The organism is Janthinobacterium sp. BCJ23, assembly GCF_059617945.1.
Genome location: NZ_JCAQAW010000006.1, coordinates 212,404 through 228,318, shown reverse-complemented (window position 1 = coordinate 228,318; position 15,915 = coordinate 212,404). Strand labels below are relative to the sequence as shown.

At 62.8% G+C, this 15,915-nt stretch carries 11 protein-coding genes; 2 read left to right on the top strand and 9 right to left on the bottom strand.

Annotated features, from left to right (window positions below):
- Positions 1–5 precede the first annotated feature (5 nt).
- The 3 genes from AC54AG_RS19745 to dsdA are packed head-to-tail and all read right to left on the bottom strand — an operon-like array spanning position 6 to position 3,107.
- Positions 6–821: a ferritin-like domain-containing protein gene (locus AC54AG_RS19745; protein WP_496631385.1), complete on the bottom strand. Its 816-nt coding sequence runs from the start codon at positions 819–821 to the stop codon at positions 6–8.
- 43 nt (positions 822–864) lie between these two features.
- A complete protein-coding gene (dsdC, locus tag AC54AG_RS19740) occupies positions 865–1,767 on the bottom strand; it encodes a DNA-binding transcriptional regulator DsdC (RefSeq protein ID WP_496631384.1) in 903 nt (300 codons plus the stop codon).
- A gap of 20 nt (positions 1,768–1,787) precedes the next feature.
- Positions 1,788–3,107, bottom strand: coding sequence for a D-serine ammonia-lyase (dsdA, locus tag AC54AG_RS19735; protein ID WP_496631383.1), 1,320 nt, complete (start codon positions 3,105–3,107; stop codon positions 1,788–1,790).
- Positions 3,108–3,414: 307 nt separating this feature from the next.
- On the opposite strand from dsdA, the gene AC54AG_RS19730 reads away from it, so the two are divergent.
- On the top strand, positions 3,415–3,639 hold the full coding sequence (locus AC54AG_RS19730) for a hypothetical protein (RefSeq protein ID WP_034751205.1): 225 nt from the start codon (positions 3,415–3,417) through the stop codon (positions 3,637–3,639).
- A 42-nt stretch (positions 3,640–3,681) separates the two neighbouring features.
- Here AC54AG_RS19730 and AC54AG_RS19725 read toward each other — a convergent pair whose 3' ends face one another.
- The 4 genes from AC54AG_RS19725 to AC54AG_RS19710 form a co-directional block, all read right to left on the bottom strand.
- Complete coding sequence (locus AC54AG_RS19725) at positions 3,682–3,903, bottom strand: hypothetical protein (RefSeq protein ID WP_496631382.1); 222 nt, start codon at positions 3,901–3,903, stop codon at positions 3,682–3,684.
- A 226-nt stretch (positions 3,904–4,129) separates the two neighbouring features.
- Positions 4,130–6,208, bottom strand: coding sequence for a TonB-dependent receptor (locus AC54AG_RS19720; protein WP_496631381.1), 2,079 nt, complete (start codon positions 6,206–6,208; stop codon positions 4,130–4,132).
- Between the two features lie 89 nt (positions 6,209–6,297).
- A complete protein-coding gene (locus AC54AG_RS19715) occupies positions 6,298–6,693 on the bottom strand; it encodes a DUF2946 domain-containing protein (protein ID WP_496631380.1) in 396 nt (131 codons plus the stop codon).
- A gap of 51 nt (positions 6,694–6,744) precedes the next feature.
- Positions 6,745–8,889: a TonB-dependent siderophore receptor gene (locus AC54AG_RS19710; RefSeq protein ID WP_496631379.1), complete on the bottom strand. Its 2,145-nt coding sequence runs from the start codon at positions 8,887–8,889 to the stop codon at positions 6,745–6,747.
- A 245-nt stretch (positions 8,890–9,134) separates the two neighbouring features.
- On the opposite strand from AC54AG_RS19710, the gene AC54AG_RS19705 reads away from it, so the two are divergent.
- On the top strand, positions 9,135–12,614 hold the full coding sequence (locus tag AC54AG_RS19705; RefSeq protein WP_496631378.1) for a DUF748 domain-containing protein: 3,480 nt from the start codon (positions 9,135–9,137) through the stop codon (positions 12,612–12,614).
- 66 nt (positions 12,615–12,680) lie between these two features.
- On the opposite strand, the gene AC54AG_RS19700 is transcribed toward AC54AG_RS19705, so the two are convergent.
- Together AC54AG_RS19700 and AC54AG_RS19695 are read right to left on the bottom strand one after the other, a co-directional pair.
- Positions 12,681–13,259, bottom strand: coding sequence for a hypothetical protein (locus tag AC54AG_RS19700; protein WP_496631377.1), 579 nt, complete (start codon positions 13,257–13,259; stop codon positions 12,681–12,683).
- Positions 13,260–13,412: 153 nt separating this feature from the next.
- Positions 13,413–15,863, bottom strand: a complete 2,451-nt coding sequence (locus AC54AG_RS19695) for a membrane-bound PQQ-dependent dehydrogenase, glucose/quinate/shikimate family (RefSeq protein ID WP_496631376.1) — start codon at positions 15,861–15,863, stop codon at positions 13,413–13,415.
- Positions 15,864–15,915 lie beyond the last annotated feature (52 nt).

The following is a 15,915-nucleotide window of genomic DNA, read 5'->3' as shown; positions in this document are numbered from 1 at the left end:
CAAGGTCAGGCGGGCAGATCGGACAGTTCCAGCTCCGAAAACCCCGCCCGCCGCCGCGCCTCCAGGTTGAACGGGCCGCGCAGGGTCGGCGCTTCGTAGCGCAGCGCCAGCTCGGCATAAGTAGCGCGTAATTCCAGGCCCCTTTGATCGCACAGGTAGCCATACCAGCGGTTGCCGATTTCCACGTGTCCCACTTCATCGCGCAGGATGATGTCGAGGATGGCGGCAGCGGCCATGTCGCCCGCCTGCGCCAGCTTGGCGCGCAGCGGCGGAATCGCATCGAGCCCCCGCGCTTCCAGGGTGCGCGGCACGAGCGCCATGCGCGCCAGCACGTCGCCGCGCGTCTTGTCGACCATTTCCCACAGGCTGTCGTGGCCTGGGAAGTCGCCATATGTGTGCCCCAGCACCTGCAGGTGCGCTTGCAGCATGGCAAAGTGCGTGGCCTCCTCCTTCGCCACGCGCAGCCAGTCCGTGTAGTAATCAAAGGGCAAATCGGGGAAGCGCCACAGCGCGTCGAGCGCCAGATTCATCGCATTGAATTCGATATGCGCGAGCGCATGCACGAGCATGGCGCGCCCTTCCGGCGTGATCATCGACCGCCGCCCCACGAGGCGCGGCGGCACCAGTTCCGGACGTTCGGGACGGCCCGGCACGGGGCCGGTCGGCGCCAAAGGCGCATGCGCATCGAGAGATAGCTGCGCTTCGGCCATGGCCGCCACCATCGCCACCTTCGTTGCCGGGTCCGGTTCGAGCAGGCAGGCGAGCGCAGTTGTGCGCAATTCCTGTGGCGGCGTGGAGGTCAGTGGGGATGATGCGTGCATGGTGCTTCCTTCGTGCGCTTTCTTGAACAAGGCGCGCAGTGTATCAAATTGCCTGCCCCACCAGCCAATCGAACAAGGCCTGCACTCTTGCCGGCAGCGCGGCGCGCCCGCTGTGCACGAGATAATACGCCTGCGGGCTGGCCAAGGAAAAGCCGCCAAACGGCAGGATCAGTTGGCCGCTATCTAACCACGGCTGCACCAGCTGGCGCCGGCCCATGGCCACGCCCGCGTGGTGGATGGCCGCCTGCGCGCACAGGTCGGCGCGGTCGAAACGCAGGCTGCGCGCGGGCAAGTTCACGCCGGGCGCCTGCCCGTCCAGCCACAGCCGCCACTCGGCATCGGGCGCGCAGGCGGGCCAGGCCAGGGTGTCGTGCAGTACCGTCGCGCCTTGAAGCTGATGCGACGCATCGAGCAAACCGTGTTCGCGCGCATAATCCGGGCTGCACACGGGCGCCAGCCATTCGTCCATCAGCTTGCGCGATGCCAGGCCGGGAAAGTTGCCGTCGCCGTAATGCAAGGCCAGGTCGACCTGGCCCGCGCGAAAGTCGACGGCGTCGTTCCCCACGCGCAAATCGATCGACACGTCCGCATACTGCGCCGTAAAGCCTGCCAGGCGCGGCACGAGCCAGCATTGAGCAATGGAGGGGCGCGCATGCACGGTGATGCTGCCCGTGAGCGCATCGCCGCCGGCCAGCGCCGCATGCAAGCCATCCCAGCCGATTTGCAGCGCGGCGAAGATGCGCTCGCCATCCTGCGTCAGCTTTACTTGCCGCGTCAGGCGCTCGAACAAGCGCAGACCCAGGCCCGCTTCCAGCCGCGCGATGCGGTGGCTGACGGCGCTGGGCGTGAGCGCCAGTTCCTGCGCGGCCAAGGCAAAACTGGCATGGCGCGCCGCCACGAGAAACGTGTGCAGGTTGGCAAACTGGCTGGCCGTCAACGTCGCCATGCGCGGTGCGCCGGCCGGCATCAAGCGGCGCCGGCCGCCAGCAAGGCGTGGCCGCGCGCCACGTAAGCGGCCATTTCGTGCTCCGGCACCATGCTGCCGCCCGTGCCCCACACCAGGTGCGTGGCCGTTTCCAGGTGCTGCTGGTATTGCGGCGCGGCCAGCACGGCAGGAATGCCCGCGAATCCGGCCACGGCCGACGGTTCCAGGCGCAAGCCTTGCGTTTGTTCCAAGGTCGCCAGCAAGCGGTACAGTTCTTCATCGCTGACGGTGGCGTAGCCGTCGATCAGCCTTTGCATGGCGCGCCCGACAAAGCCGGACGGGCGTCCCACGGCCAGGCCATCGGCGGCCGTCAGGTTGTCGATGCCGATTTCCTGCACGCTGATGCCATCATGCAAGCCCGTGTACACGCCCAGCAGCATGCACGGTGAATGGGTCGGCTCGACGAAGATGCAGTGGACATGATCGCCAAAGGCCAGCTTCAAGCCAAAGGCCACCCCGCCGGGGCCGCCACCCACGCCGCACGGCAGATACACGAACAAGGGGTGCTGCGCATCGACCGTGACGTTCTTTGCGGCGAACTGGGTTTTCAGGCGTTCGCCCGCCACCGCATAGCCGAGAAACAGATCGTGCGAATTTTCATCGTCGACGAAGTGGCAGGTGGGATCGCTCTCCGCCTGTTTGCGCCCCGCTTCCACGGCCACGCTGTAGTCGGTCGCGTACTCGACGACGGTGACGCCGTGGCTGCGCAATTTATCTTTTTTCCACTGCCGCGCGTCAGCCGACATGTGCACGGTAGCGCGAAAGCCCAGGCGCGCGCTCATGATGCCGATCGACAAACCCAGATTGCCCGTGGAGCCGACGGCGATCGCATACTGGCCAAAGAAGGCGCGTACGGCGTCGCTGGCCAGCAAGCTGTAATCATCGCCCTCTTTCAGCAAGCCGGCGTCCAGCGCCAGCGTTTCCGCATGTTTCAGCACTTCATAGATGCCGCCGCGCGCCTTGATCGAGCCGGAAATGGGCAAATGGCTATCCTGCTTGAGCCACAGCTGACCGCTTGTCATGTCTAATGCCCCCTGCATGGCGGGCAGCGGCACGACGGGCGACTCGATGACGCCGCCACTGGCCTGCGTTTCCGGGAAAGCCTTGGCCAGATACGGCGCAAAACGGGCCAGACGCGCACTGGCCTGCGCCACGTCATCCGCCGTCAAGCCCACGTCTTTCAGGCCCTCGGCCGCCGGCGCAATGCCGGGGTTGAACCAGCTCAAGGGCTCCAAGGCCATCAGTTCTGTAATCAGGGGAAATTTTTCGCGCAGCGCGACGATGGCGGAAGTGGGCAGCATGGCAAGCTCGTAAAGGAACAAACCATGATTAGACCGTATGCGGGCGCCGCTGGCAAACGATGGTTGATCAGGCAATGGGTGACGGGAAGTCATCTATGCCTTATTTATCGTCCGCACGGAATGCCAGAACGCGTGGACGATATCGCATGCCGAAGCCGCGCATGACCGGGTCCTGAACTTGAACGATAGATAAATTTAATTCCTCAATGCACTATCGATTAAAGAAAAATTTCCACAAAGTCACAAAAATAAGTTATCTTAAAGGCAAATAAAAGGAGACATTTTTCTCTTTTCTACCGAGGCAAAAATGCGCTCCAAGAACGACAAGGTCACTGCTACGAATATGGATATCCTCGACTGCGCAAGGCAGGACGATTTGACGGCCCAAAAGGTCGAGGTCGGCATTATTTTCCAGGAAATGCTCGACACGGCCACGGCCGCCGCCTACCTCGCCAAGAACAAGGTGCCGATCGCCACCGCGCTGCGCGTGCTGACGGGGTCACGGCGGAAAAAGAACGGAGGCGGAAATTGATGGCGCTGTGCCGGGTACCCTGGGATATCCGGCTTGAACACGTCAGGGTTTCAATGGAAGTAAAGTCACTTCGTACCAAACCCGTAAGCCTCGCTCAATCTGGGTGATCGCCATCCAGCCCCTGGTTTCCGTGATGGTTTCAATGGAGACAGGACGAATGCCGTTTTTTACCAGCCATTCATTGGCCATTACCAGCGATCTGTCCATGCCGTCAGAGAGAGGACTGCCCGAGGTGGTCGAACGAAAATCTTTAAACGCGATCATGTACACCTTTTCATCAAGTCGGCATCATTTCAGCAGTCAAGGGCGGAAGCCTCTGCTATCGCACCCATGTGCGCCAAACGCCTGAAACAGGCGCCACAGAGCATAACAAATTACCGACAAGAAACATGCACACATTGTCACGAGCAACTGGCGCTCGCCGATGCGGCAATGCCAGCAGGCACCTTCCTTCCGCATCGGCGCAGGAAGGCGCCTGCTGATTTCAGCCTTAGAACTTCAGCTGCAGCCCCAGATCAATCGACCGGCCCTCGGCCGGCAACGCTTGCAGCGCGCCGCCGTTCGACTTCAAGCCGGACAAATACACGCCGCCCAGCGGATCCGCATACGCTCGGTTGAACAGGTTGCTCACTCCCGCGCTGAGGTTGGCCATCTTGCTCAGCGCTACGCTGCTGCGCAGGTTGACGAGCGCGTAGCCGCCCGTTTCCGGTTCGACACGGCGCGCGTCGACCTTGTCCTTGCGGGTCACGATCTTCGTTTCGATGCGGTTGCTCCAGGCGCCCAGCTTGTGCTCGACGGCCAGCAAGGCGTTGAACGGCATCATGCGGTACAGGTCGCCGCCATCGCTGCGCTTGCCCCGCGTGTATGCGGCATTACCCGTGGCCATGAAACTGCCCCAGCGGGCGCTACTGGCCAGCGGCAGCTGCCACGCCAGATTGGCGCCGTACAGCTTGGCGTCGTGGTTGGCAAAGCGCAACAAATTGCCGTTCGCACCCATTTTCATGTACGGGTGGAAAGATGACAGCACATCGACGTCGATGTAATTGTCGACCTTGCTGTAATACGGGTTGAGGCGCACGAACCAGCCCTCCTCGCCGCCGCCATGCCAGTCGGCCGTGAAGGCCGCCGTGTAAGCGGTTTCGGGCTTGAGGTCGATATCGCCCACATAGCCGTTGCCATCGCCAAACCAGTTGGTCATGGTCATCGCCATCGAACCCCGGCCCCACGAGTAGCGCTCGTACAGGTTGGGCGAGCGCACCTTGCGCGCCAGCGCGAATTCATAGCTGCTGGCCGCGTCTGGCGTGAACGTGGCTTGCGCCGAAGCATCGATATTCGTGTCGCGCTGGCTGCGGCTGCGCGCATTGAAGGCCCTGGCGGCCATCACGTCGGGCATGTTCATCATGTTGGTGCCGTACGATTGCACGTCGCCCGTATCCATGCGCACGGATTCGCCGCGCACGCCCAGCACGCTCGTCCAGCGCGCATCGTGGCGCGTTTCCAGTTCGCCGAACAGCACGGTTCGGTCGCGCTTGCCGTCGTTGATGTTCAGGTAGGTGCGCGGCCCCATCATCATGGAACCGGGCACGGCCGGCCAGTAATCGTCAAGGCGGAAGCCGTGCCACTCCTGGCCCAGGCGCAACTCGCCCGCGCTCATGGGCAAGCTGGCCATCAGCGCATAGCCCGTGTTGCGCCCGTGCGTGATCATCGGCATCGTTCCCGTGCGCTCGGGTGTGAAAAAGCCCATTTCATGGTCCGTCTGCTGCCAGTAGGCGCGCGCGTCAAACACGCCCCAGCCGAACTCGCCCTTGTAAGCGAGGTTGGCGAACTGGCCATGGTTGTCCGTCATGTCCATGTACTGGTTGGGAAAACCCTGGTACGGGATGTGCTGCACGCCGGCGCGCAGGGTCAGCTGCTGGCCATCGCGCTTGGCCGCCAGCACGATGGACTGGTTGATGCTTTCAAACATGCTGGCCAGCACTTTGTTGCCGTGGCCATCTTCATAGCTGTGTCCGCGGGTGTAGGCACCGCTGTAGCCGACGCTGAGCACGTCGCTGCCGGCCGACGCGTTCACGCTGGTCGCCACGCTGTTGTTGACGCTGCGTCCCGACACGGCAAAGCTGCCTTGCGTGAGCAAGGCCGCGCCGGGCTGGGCGAACACGGGCGCGTTCGACTGCACTTCGATGGTGCCGCCGATGCTGTCGCCGCCCGCGCTGACGGGTGTCACGCCCGCGATCAGGCGGATGCGCTGCACCTGCTGCGGATCGATATACGACAGCGGCGCATTCATGTGGTTGGCGCAGGCCGACGTCAGTTCCATGCCGTCGATGCGTATTTTCAGCCGGTCATCGGCAAAGCCATTGACCACCGGCAAGCCGGACACGCCGCCGCCGGCCGCCACGCTGTAGCCGGGCGTGCTCGATAACATGAGCGCCGTGTCGGCGGCGGGACGGTAGCCGTCGCCTATGGCCGTGACGATGACTTTCATCTCGGGCAGGACCTGTTCAGTGCGCGTTTGCGCCACGGCGGGCATGGCGATGGCGAGGAAAATCAATAAGGGGAAATGTTTCATGGTGCTGCTTTCAGATTCTGTATGGGCAAGACGAACAGACGCAAGCGCACGATACGCGCGGCGCAAGGCAGTTCAGGGAAAGGGACAGATCAGAAAGCGGCAGGCGGCCCGCGAGGCTGGACAGGTGTCCAGGCGAACAGCGGCGTGGCGGATTGGTAAAACAGCAGGGGCAGCAAGCCCGTGATGAGCTCGCCGGAAGCAAGCACGAGGGTCGTCGGTGGCACGTCCAAGGTGGCCGCATGCATGCTGCAGCACGGGCAATCGCCCATGCGCATGCCGCTCTTGGAGGTATCGGGCGCGTCCGTGGAGAATGTTGCGGGCAGCATGTTCATGCCGCCCGCCACCGAGCATATTTCCAGGCTGGGCACGGCCAGGCCGCTGGCGACCGTCAGCGCGCGCGACACCGTAGGGGCGAGCGTAGCCAGGAAGATGGCGATACACGCGATCCACAGGACGATGCTGGCCTTGCCTTTGCTGATGAACATGGCAACATTGTATCAGCGCAGGTCACCCGTGGACAGCGCGCAAGTCAAGCCTTATAGATCCACCTTCATCGACAACTTGATCGCGCGCGGCGCGCCCGATGCCAGGCGCGTGCCGGCACCAGCCCAGTAGCGCTTGTCGGCCGCATTTTCCACGTTCAACTGCCACACGACGGCCTTGTCCATCACGCGGCTCGCATAGCGGGCGCCCGCGCTGAACAGGCTGACGCCACCGAGGAAGGCCTGGTTCAAATCGTTGACGGGACGGGCGCTGTAGTAATACGCGCCGCCGTTGACGGACAGGCCCGGCATGGCGTCAAACGCGTAAGCGAGGAAGGCGCTAGCCGTGCGTTTCGACGCGTTTTCCGGCGCCTTACCGTTGTAGTCGGCGTTGATGTGCGCAAAGCTTGGATCGAGGAACTGGGCCGACGTCTGCCACGACAACTGGCGCGTCAGCTTGCCCTGGGTCGACAGTTCAAGGCCGCGGTAGCGTTGTTCGCCGTCCGACGTGAATACATTGCTGGCATTCGTGTAATAGCCGGGGCGCGTGATGTCGAACAGCGCGGCAGACAGCAAGGTGCCGCCAGGGGTCAGCCAGCGCGCGCCCAGTTCCTTTTGTTTACTCACGCCAGGCGCCATCTTGACGCCCTGGTTGACCGTGCCCGTCGGGCCCGTTTCGCCCTCTTCCAGCCCCCGCGCCGTGGAGGCATAGAACGACAGCTCGCGCATGGCCTTGTAGATCAATGAGGCCATCGGCGTCGTCTTGCTGACGTCGTAGTGGCTGGCGCCCTGGTCGCTTTGATAGCTGCTGCGGCGCACGCCGATGACGCTTTGCCATTGCGGGCTGAAAACCATGCGGTCGAGCGCATACAAGCCCGTGTCGCGCGTGTCGAGCCCGGCCGTCGTCGGCGCCGTGGGCTTGGGGCCTAACACGACAGTCGTAACGGGCACTGGGTTGTACAGGTTTTGCGAAGCGATCGTGTAATTGCTCTGGTAAATCGGATCTTGCGATTTGTCCGTGCGCGACGCGCCCAGGGTCAGTTCGTGGGCGATGGAACCCGTGTTGACATTGCCGGCCAGTTCCGCGCGCAGCAAGTCCGACGTCATCACGCTGTGCTGGATATTGCCCGTGATGCGGCCCGCGCCCGTGGCCAGCGCGGCCGCGTTGTTCAGGCGGAAGATCGCCAGGCGGCGGTCGCGCGCCGTTTCCGCGTGGCCCGCCTCCACCGTCAAGGCCCAGCCATCGGTGATGGCGTAATCGGCGCGCAATTGCGCATTTTTGGTTTGCGCTTCGAAATTCGACCAGTCGGGGCCGATCAGCTTGCGCGGATCGACGGCGCGCGGCAAGCTGATCACGCCTTTCACGGCCGTGGGCAAGGCCACGCCCGCCTGCTCCGTCACCCTGCGGCGCTCGTACTCGAGGTCGGCCTTGAGCAGCAATTTGTTCGTCACTCTCCAGTCGAGCGCCGTGGAAAGGAAGCGGCGGTTACCATTGCCGACATCATCCAGGTAGGAACCGAGGGTGCCGCCAGCGGCATTGATGCGCGCGCCGAATTCCTGCTGCGCGCCAAAACGGCGCGCCACGTCGACATTCGCCACGGCACTGCCACGGTCATCGAGGCTCAAGCCCATGCTGGTGACGGGCTGGCTGCCGGCACGTTTGGTAACGAAGTTGACGACGCCGGCCGGCGACGTAAAGCCGTAGTACAGGGCCGAAGCGCCCTTCAGCACTTCCACCCGCTCCTTGTTTTCCATGGGCACTTGCGAGAAGTTCATGATGGGCAGGGAGCCGTTGAGGCGGTAATTCGTGCGGTTTTCCACGGCAATGCCGCGTATCACCAGCTGATCCCACGTCTCGCCCCCATTTTGCTGGCGCGTCACGCCGGCCGTATTGCGCACGGCGTCGTACAGGCCGGACACGGCTTGCTGCTCCAGTAATTCGCGCGTAATCACGTTGACGGTCGACGGCACGTCCATGATGCTGGCGCCACGGAAACTGCCCGCCTCCGTGGTCAGCGGCACCAGTCCTTGCGCGCGGGCGCCCGTCACCTGCACGGCTTGCATGACTTTCTCATCGCCAGCCGTCGGCTCGTCCTGGCCGCTGGCCGCATTGGCCGCCAGCGCGGCGTGGGAAGCGAAGGCCAGCGACAGGGCTGCGACCACTGGAAGTAAACGGGTGCGGGGAGTGACAACAGGCATGGCGTCAGGCTTTCAATTGGGAAATGGGGGGCAAGCGGAAACTTACGGTTAGCGCACATGATACCGATAATGAGAATCATTATCAAGAAAAGGTGAGTTTGTGTGAGTTTTACAGAAGAAACTAGTTCCCTTAGGCGCCTGTTATCACTTGAACACGTTTGGATTTTGCAGACGAGCCCGCAAAGAGGCATACTGACAGTCACGGCGCGCAACACTGCGGCCCAACAAGATCAAAAGGTAAGTTCGTGAACACAATCGACAACAAAAGCGTGCAGACGAAAACATTTCGCTGGAAACGCTGGCAGCGCTGGGCCCTGGGCACGGGCTGCGCCCTGGCCGCCTACAGCGCGGCCGGTTTCTGGCTGGTGCCCTACGTCATCAAAAACCAGTTGCCCAAATTTGCAGAAAAAGAACTCGCGCGCCAAGCCAGCATCGCTGACGTGCGCTTTAACCCGTTTACCCTGCGCCTGGAAGCGGACAAGATCGCTTTCACGGAAGCGGCCAGCGCAAACAATGCACCGCTACTGTCCATCGGCGCCCTGGCCGTGCAGCTGGAATGGAAATCCATCGTGCGCCGCGCCTGGAGCCTGGCGGAAATCCGCATCACGGCGCCGCAAGCACAACTGACGATCACGCCGGACGGCAAGTTCAACCTGGCCGAAGTGCTGGCCACCTGGCAACGCAATCACCCGGAAAAGAGCGAAGGCGGCATGCCGCGCCTCGTCATCGCCCACTTTGCGCTGGAGCAAGGCAAAGTCGACTGGCAAGACCAGAAGGCCGGCTATGCGGACAACTTCACGCCGATCAACTTCACGCTCGATAATATTTCCACCCTGCCCGACGCCAACGGCAGCTACAGCCTCAGCGCCGATGCGGTGCGCGGCGGCAAGCTGCACTGGCGCGGCACCGCTTCGCTCAGCCCCATCCGTGGCGAAGGCGAACTGATACTGAACGACGCTTCCCTGCCGGGCCTGGCCGCGTATTTGAAAGCCTATACGCGCGCGACTGTCGCCAGCGGCAAGCTGTCGGCGCGCCTGCCCTACGCCTTTTCCTATGCGGACGGCAAGCTGGAAGCGACCGTCAAAGGCGCGGGCCTGGCCTTGCGCGACCTGGCGCTGGTGCAAAGTGGCAAGAGCGACGCCTTCACGTCGCTGAACACCCTCGGCATCGCCGGCGTGAACGTGGACCTGGCGCGCCAGAACGTCACGATCGACAAGGTCAACCTGGTCGGCGGCAAGGTGGCCGTGCGCCGCGACAGCAAGGGCGAGATCGATGTGGCGAGCCTGATGCTGCCGGGTAATCCCGCACCTGCCGCATCGGCCACCGCCACGCCAGCAGCGCCAGCCACGCCCGGCAAGTGGAAAGTGGATTTGAAACAGCTGGCGCTGGCCAATGTGGACGTGTCCGCCATCGATGAAACCGTCTCGCCGGCTTTGCAGCTGAGCGCCAAGCAGCTGCAGCTGAACTTGCAGCTGGGCTTGCAGCAAGGTCCATCGGGCATGGCCACCGTCATCGACGGCGCACAGTTCGGCCTGGCCGACCTCACCATGCAACGGGGAGCGCAAACGCCGTTCAAGCTGGCCCAACTGGGCTTTACAGAAGGCAAGATCGACCTGGCGGCGCATACCGTGCACCTGGGCGCCGTGACAGCCAGCGGCGCGCAGATCGACCTGGCGCGCAACCGCCAGGGGGAATTTGCGATTGCGCAAAAGCTGCCCGTGTTTGCCTCCAGCAAGGCCGACACTGCCAAGGATGCGCCATCCGCGCCATGGTCCACCAAGGTAGACAAGGTAGAACTGAGCAAGTTCGGCGCCCGTTTCGATGACGCGGGCACTGGCATCAAGGTCACGCTGCAAGATGCCCGTTTGTCGCTGCAAGACGTCAGCAACGATATGAAACAGGCGCTGCCGTTCGAGCTGGGCGTAGGCCTGCGCGAAGGCGGACTGTTGACGGCCAATGGCAAGTTCGTGCCGGGCACGGGCGCCGTCGATGCGCAGCTGAATTTGAAGCAGCTGACCCTGGCGCCCGTGCAACCGTTGCTGGCGCAGCATATCAAACTGAAACTGGCAAGCGGGTCGCTCTCCGGCAGCGGCCGCCTGACGACAGGCGGCGGCGCGCCGAAAGCGCCCAAGGTCCGCTATGTGGGCGGCGTCGATATTGCCGGCCTCGTGCTCAATGAAACGGATGGCAAACGCTTTGCCTCATGGAAAAGCGTGCGCGCCGACAAGATGACGGCCAGCGTGGGGCCCGACTTCGTCGACATCCCCGAACTGCGTGTGGTGGAACCGAACGCCCAGCTGATCATCGAAAACGACCGCAGCCTCAATGCCCAGCGCCTGCTGGTCAAGGCGCCCGAGCCTGCCACGGCCACCGCACCTGCGCCGGCTCCCGTTGCCGCCACCACGCCGGCGGCCGACGCCGTCTTCCCCGTGCGTGTGCGCCGCGTGCGCCTGCAAAACGCCAAGCTGGACTTTGCCGACCTCAGCTTGCGGCCCCAGTTCGCCGCCAAGATTTATGAACTCAATGGCGTCGTCACGGGCCTGTCGACGAAACGTGATGCGCGCAGCCAGATCGAACTCGATGGCCGCATCGACGAATTCGGCCTCGCCCGCGTGCGTGGCCAATTAAATCCCTTCGCCCCAACCGACAACACGGACTTGAACGTCGTCTTCAAAAATGTCGACATGGTGTCCGCCTCGCCGTACACGATGAAGTTCGCCGGCTACAAGGTGGCAGAAGGCAAGATTTCGCTGGACTTGCAATACAAGGTACGCAACCGCCAGCTCGACGGCACAAACCAGATCGTTCTCGACAAGCTGACCCTGGGCGAGCGCATCGACAGCCCGGACGCCTTGAAGCTGCCGCTGGAACTGGCGCTGGCCATTCTCAAGGACTCGGACGGGCGCATCGACCTGGGCTTGCCCGTGTCGGGCGACATGAACGACCCGCAATTCAGCTATGGCGCCCTGATCTGGAAAGCCGTGGGCAATGTGCTGACGAAAATCGTCACGGCCCCATTTCGCGCGCTGGGCAACTTGCTCGGCATCAGCGCCGACAAGCTCGAATCGATCGACTTCGATGCGGGCAGCGCCGTGCTGCTGCCGCCCGAGCGGGAAAAGCTCAAGCAGGTGGCGCAAATCCTCGCCAAGCGCGAACAGCTGAAGCTGGCCGTGCCAGGCCAGTACAGCGATACGGACGCGGCCGCCCTGCGCGCCCAGGCCGTGCGCCGCGCCGTCGCCGCCAAGGCCGGCATCAAGCTGGAAGCGGGCGAAGAGCCGGGACCGTTGAACCTGGGCGAACGCAAGATACGGGGCGCCCTGCGCGACCTGTACGCGGAACGCTTCGGCAAGGCCGAGCTGGACAAGCAGAAAAAGGCGGCGGAATCGGCCGTCCCAGCCACAGCGGCGGCAGAGGCGGCATCAGCAGCCGCATCGGCTCCGGCAAAAATCCCCGTATTCCAACGTCTGGGCAAGCTGATCGAAGGCGAGCCGCAAGTGGCCGACACGGGCGCCTTCTACAAGGGCTTGCGCGAGCAGCTGGAAGCCAAGCAGCCCCTGGCGGCCGACGCCTTGAGCAAGCTGGGCACCCAGCGCAGCGCGGCGATTCTGGCCGCCCTGCAGCAGGATGGAACGCAGGCGGCCAGGGTCAGCGCCGGTGCGCCGGAAAAAACGGAGGCCGCGCCGGGCAAGCTGGTGGGACTGAAACTGGGATTGGCGGCGCAATAAAAAAAGCGTTGTCCGCAATAAGCTCGTGGACAACGCCTTTTTATCAGGAAGCGACTTTATTTGAATTTATTTCTTGGGCAGGAATTTTTGCAGATCGAATGCACTGACATCAAATTCAAATACAGGCGAACCTTCCTGATACATTTCTGCGGCAATGCGCAGCCTTTTCGCCTTTTTTAATTCCTGGAAAAATTTATCCCCATCACGGAAGTGGATCGTTGTCGTACTTTGATCGGAGGCGCCAACGGCCTTGTAATAACCAGGCGGACTATCGTCAAATCTCACCTGCACCAGGCAATCTTGATAGGATTGGCACAATATCTGGCCCTTCTTAATCGAGAACATCGCACTCTTCTTAGGCCGGCTATCACTCATCAGCGTCACACTGGCATTCTGTTCTCCGTTATACGGAAAAGCAAAATCAACCGTATTACTGCTATGCAGGTTCGCAAAGTAGACCGTATCGCCGCTCATTTTATCTTCGCTGGCGAAGTAATGCCATGCATCGACCGGCTTGACTGCCTCAATGACGGCAGCTGGGCTGCTATTTGTCGCGGCCTGCGTTGTAGCATCAGGCGCTTTGGGAGAACAGGCGATCAAGGAAAGGAGAATTGCTGTTATTGCGGAAATTTTTATCTTTATCATTACAATCATTCACATATTATTTGAATTGAAACACCGCTTTGAAGTCTAACAAACGGCGTTCCCACAAGCAACATGCAAATTTGAAAACTCGCCAGACCGACAGCGAATGCCGCCGCGGTGCCGCCAGCAATGCCGGCACCGCGGCGTGTCTAACTATTTCGTCTTCGCCCCCTCCTTCACCGCCTCATCCGGCAACGCAAACGCCACCAGGCTATCGCCCATCTTCGTGCCGAGCGAACCATGGCCGCCGGCCATGACGACGACATATTGCTTGCCCGTCTTGTCGGAGATATAGCTCATCGGCGTGGCCTGGCCGCCGGCCGGCAGGCGGGCTTTCCATACGGTCTTGCCATTGCGCACGTCGTAGCCGCGGATGTAGTAGTCGAGCGTGCTGCTGAGGAAGGCCACGCCGCCGCCCGTGGTGCTGATGCCGCCCAGGCTGGGCACGCCCAGCGGCAAGGCGATGGGCACGGGGGCGCTGTCGCGCGTGGTGCCGTTCTTGTGCATCCACACTTTTTTCATGGTGCGCAAGTCGACGGCGGCGATATAGCCCCATGGCGGCGCCTGGCATGGGAAGCCCAGCGGCGAAAGAAAAGGCTTGATTTCCACGGCAAACGGCACGCCCGTCTGCGGCTGCAAGCCCATTTCGGATCCCGTACCGCCCTTCGCGTTCGCTTGCGCACGCGGCACCAGACGCTCCAGAAAGCCCATGTAGTCGGGGTTCACCAGCAGCAATTGCCGGCCCGGATCGACGGCCGCCCCGCCCCACTCGAAGATACCGAGCGGGCCGGGCGAGATGATGGCGCCCTTGATCTTGCCTTCGGCCACCGTTTGCGGCGTGAACGGCCCTTCGTAGCGGTGCTGGCGGAAGATGATGCGGCACGCCAGCTGGTCGAATGGCGTCGTGCCCCACATATCCGTTTCGCTGATGTTTTTCTCGGGCAAGAAAGTGAGGCCCGAAAACGGCTGCGTGGGCGACAGGCGGTCGCCGGGAGCCGGGTTGTTCGTCGGCACGGGTTTTTCCGGCGCCGGCACGACCAGGCTGCCGTCGCGCCGGTCGATCACGTAGATGTCGCCGCGTTTCGTCGTGGCCACGACGGACGGCACTTTGCCTTTCGGCGTGTCGATGTCGACCAGGGTGGGCTGACCGCCGATATCCATGTCCCAGATATCGTGGTGCACGGTCTGGTAGACCCAGCGCACCTTGCCCGTCGCCAGGTCCAGCGCGACGATGGCGCTATTGTATTTCTCGCCATGGGGATTGCGGTTGCCACCCCACGTGTCCGGCGTTTCATTGCCCATCGGGATGTACACCATACCCAGTTTTTCATCGATGCTGGACACGCCCCAGGAATTGGGCGAGTTGTTCGTGTACGTTTTTCCATCGGCAATCGGCGCCGTGTCGTCCGGGTTCGACGCATCCCAGTTCCACATCAGCTTGCCCGTGACGGGATCGTAGCCGCGGATCACGCCCGACGGCTCTTCCGTGGAAAAGTTATCGGTGACGCTGGCGGCCATCACCACCACGTTTTGCGCCACGGCCGGCGGCGACGTCGGCATCAGGAATCCCCGCTTCTTCATGCCCATGCCATGGTACAGGCCGATCACGCCATTTTCGCCAAAGCTTTTGCAGGCTACCCCCGTATCGGCGTTGACGGCGATCAGGGTGGCATCCATGGTGGGCGCGAGGATGCGGCGCGGGCATTCCATGCCGGCCGCCTCGGGTGCCGGGTCGCCCTTGGCGCGGCCCGCGTTGACGTCCCAGTAGGCCACGCCGCGGCAGATCATGTGCTGGTAGGTCGATGCGTCGCGGTTGATCTTCGGATCGTGGCGCCAGATCTCCTTGCCCGTGTCCGGATCGAGCGCAATGACGATGTTATGCGGCGTGCACAGGTACAGCATGCCGTTCACTTTCAGCGGCGTGACTTCGTTGGCGATCTCGCCCGGATCGTTCGGACCCTTGAAGTCGCCCGTGTTGTACACCCATGCCTGTTTCAGCTGCGACGCGTTGGCCGGCGTGATCTGCGCGGCCGGCGCATAGCGGTCGCCATAGCCGGAACGGCCATACGCGGCCCAGTCGTTGGGCGCCACGCCCGGCGCGAAATCGCCTTGCGGCGCGGCTGCCATGTTCTCGGCCGGCACTTCGCCATGCAAGGTGTAGTAGTCCTGAAATAGCGAGAACACGCCCACGGCGGCCGTCAGTACCACGGCGGCGGCCAGCGCGCTCTTGCCCGCGTCGCGCGGTTTCGCTCCGGCCGTCAATGGCGGATCGAGGCGGCGGTCGACGAACGGCAGCAGCAGCCAGACGGCGGCGGCGAACCAGATATCGAGGCGCGGCAGCAATTGCCACCAGTCGAACTTCACTTCGATCACGGACCAGATCAGGGTGGCGAACAGCAGCAGCGCGAGAAACAGCTGGGCGCTGCGCCGCCCCTTCCACACGAGCGCGCCCGCGACGAGCATGCCGATACCGGCCACGACGTAATACCAGGAACCGCCCAGGCTGACGAGCCAGGCGCCGCCGCCGGCAAGTGCCAGGCCCAGCAAGATGAAGATGACTGCGGTGATGACAAGCAAGGGTCCAGGCCGGGCAGAGGCAGTCATGATGCTCCTTTACAAGAGTCAGTCGGCGGCACGCGCCTGCGCACCGTATTTG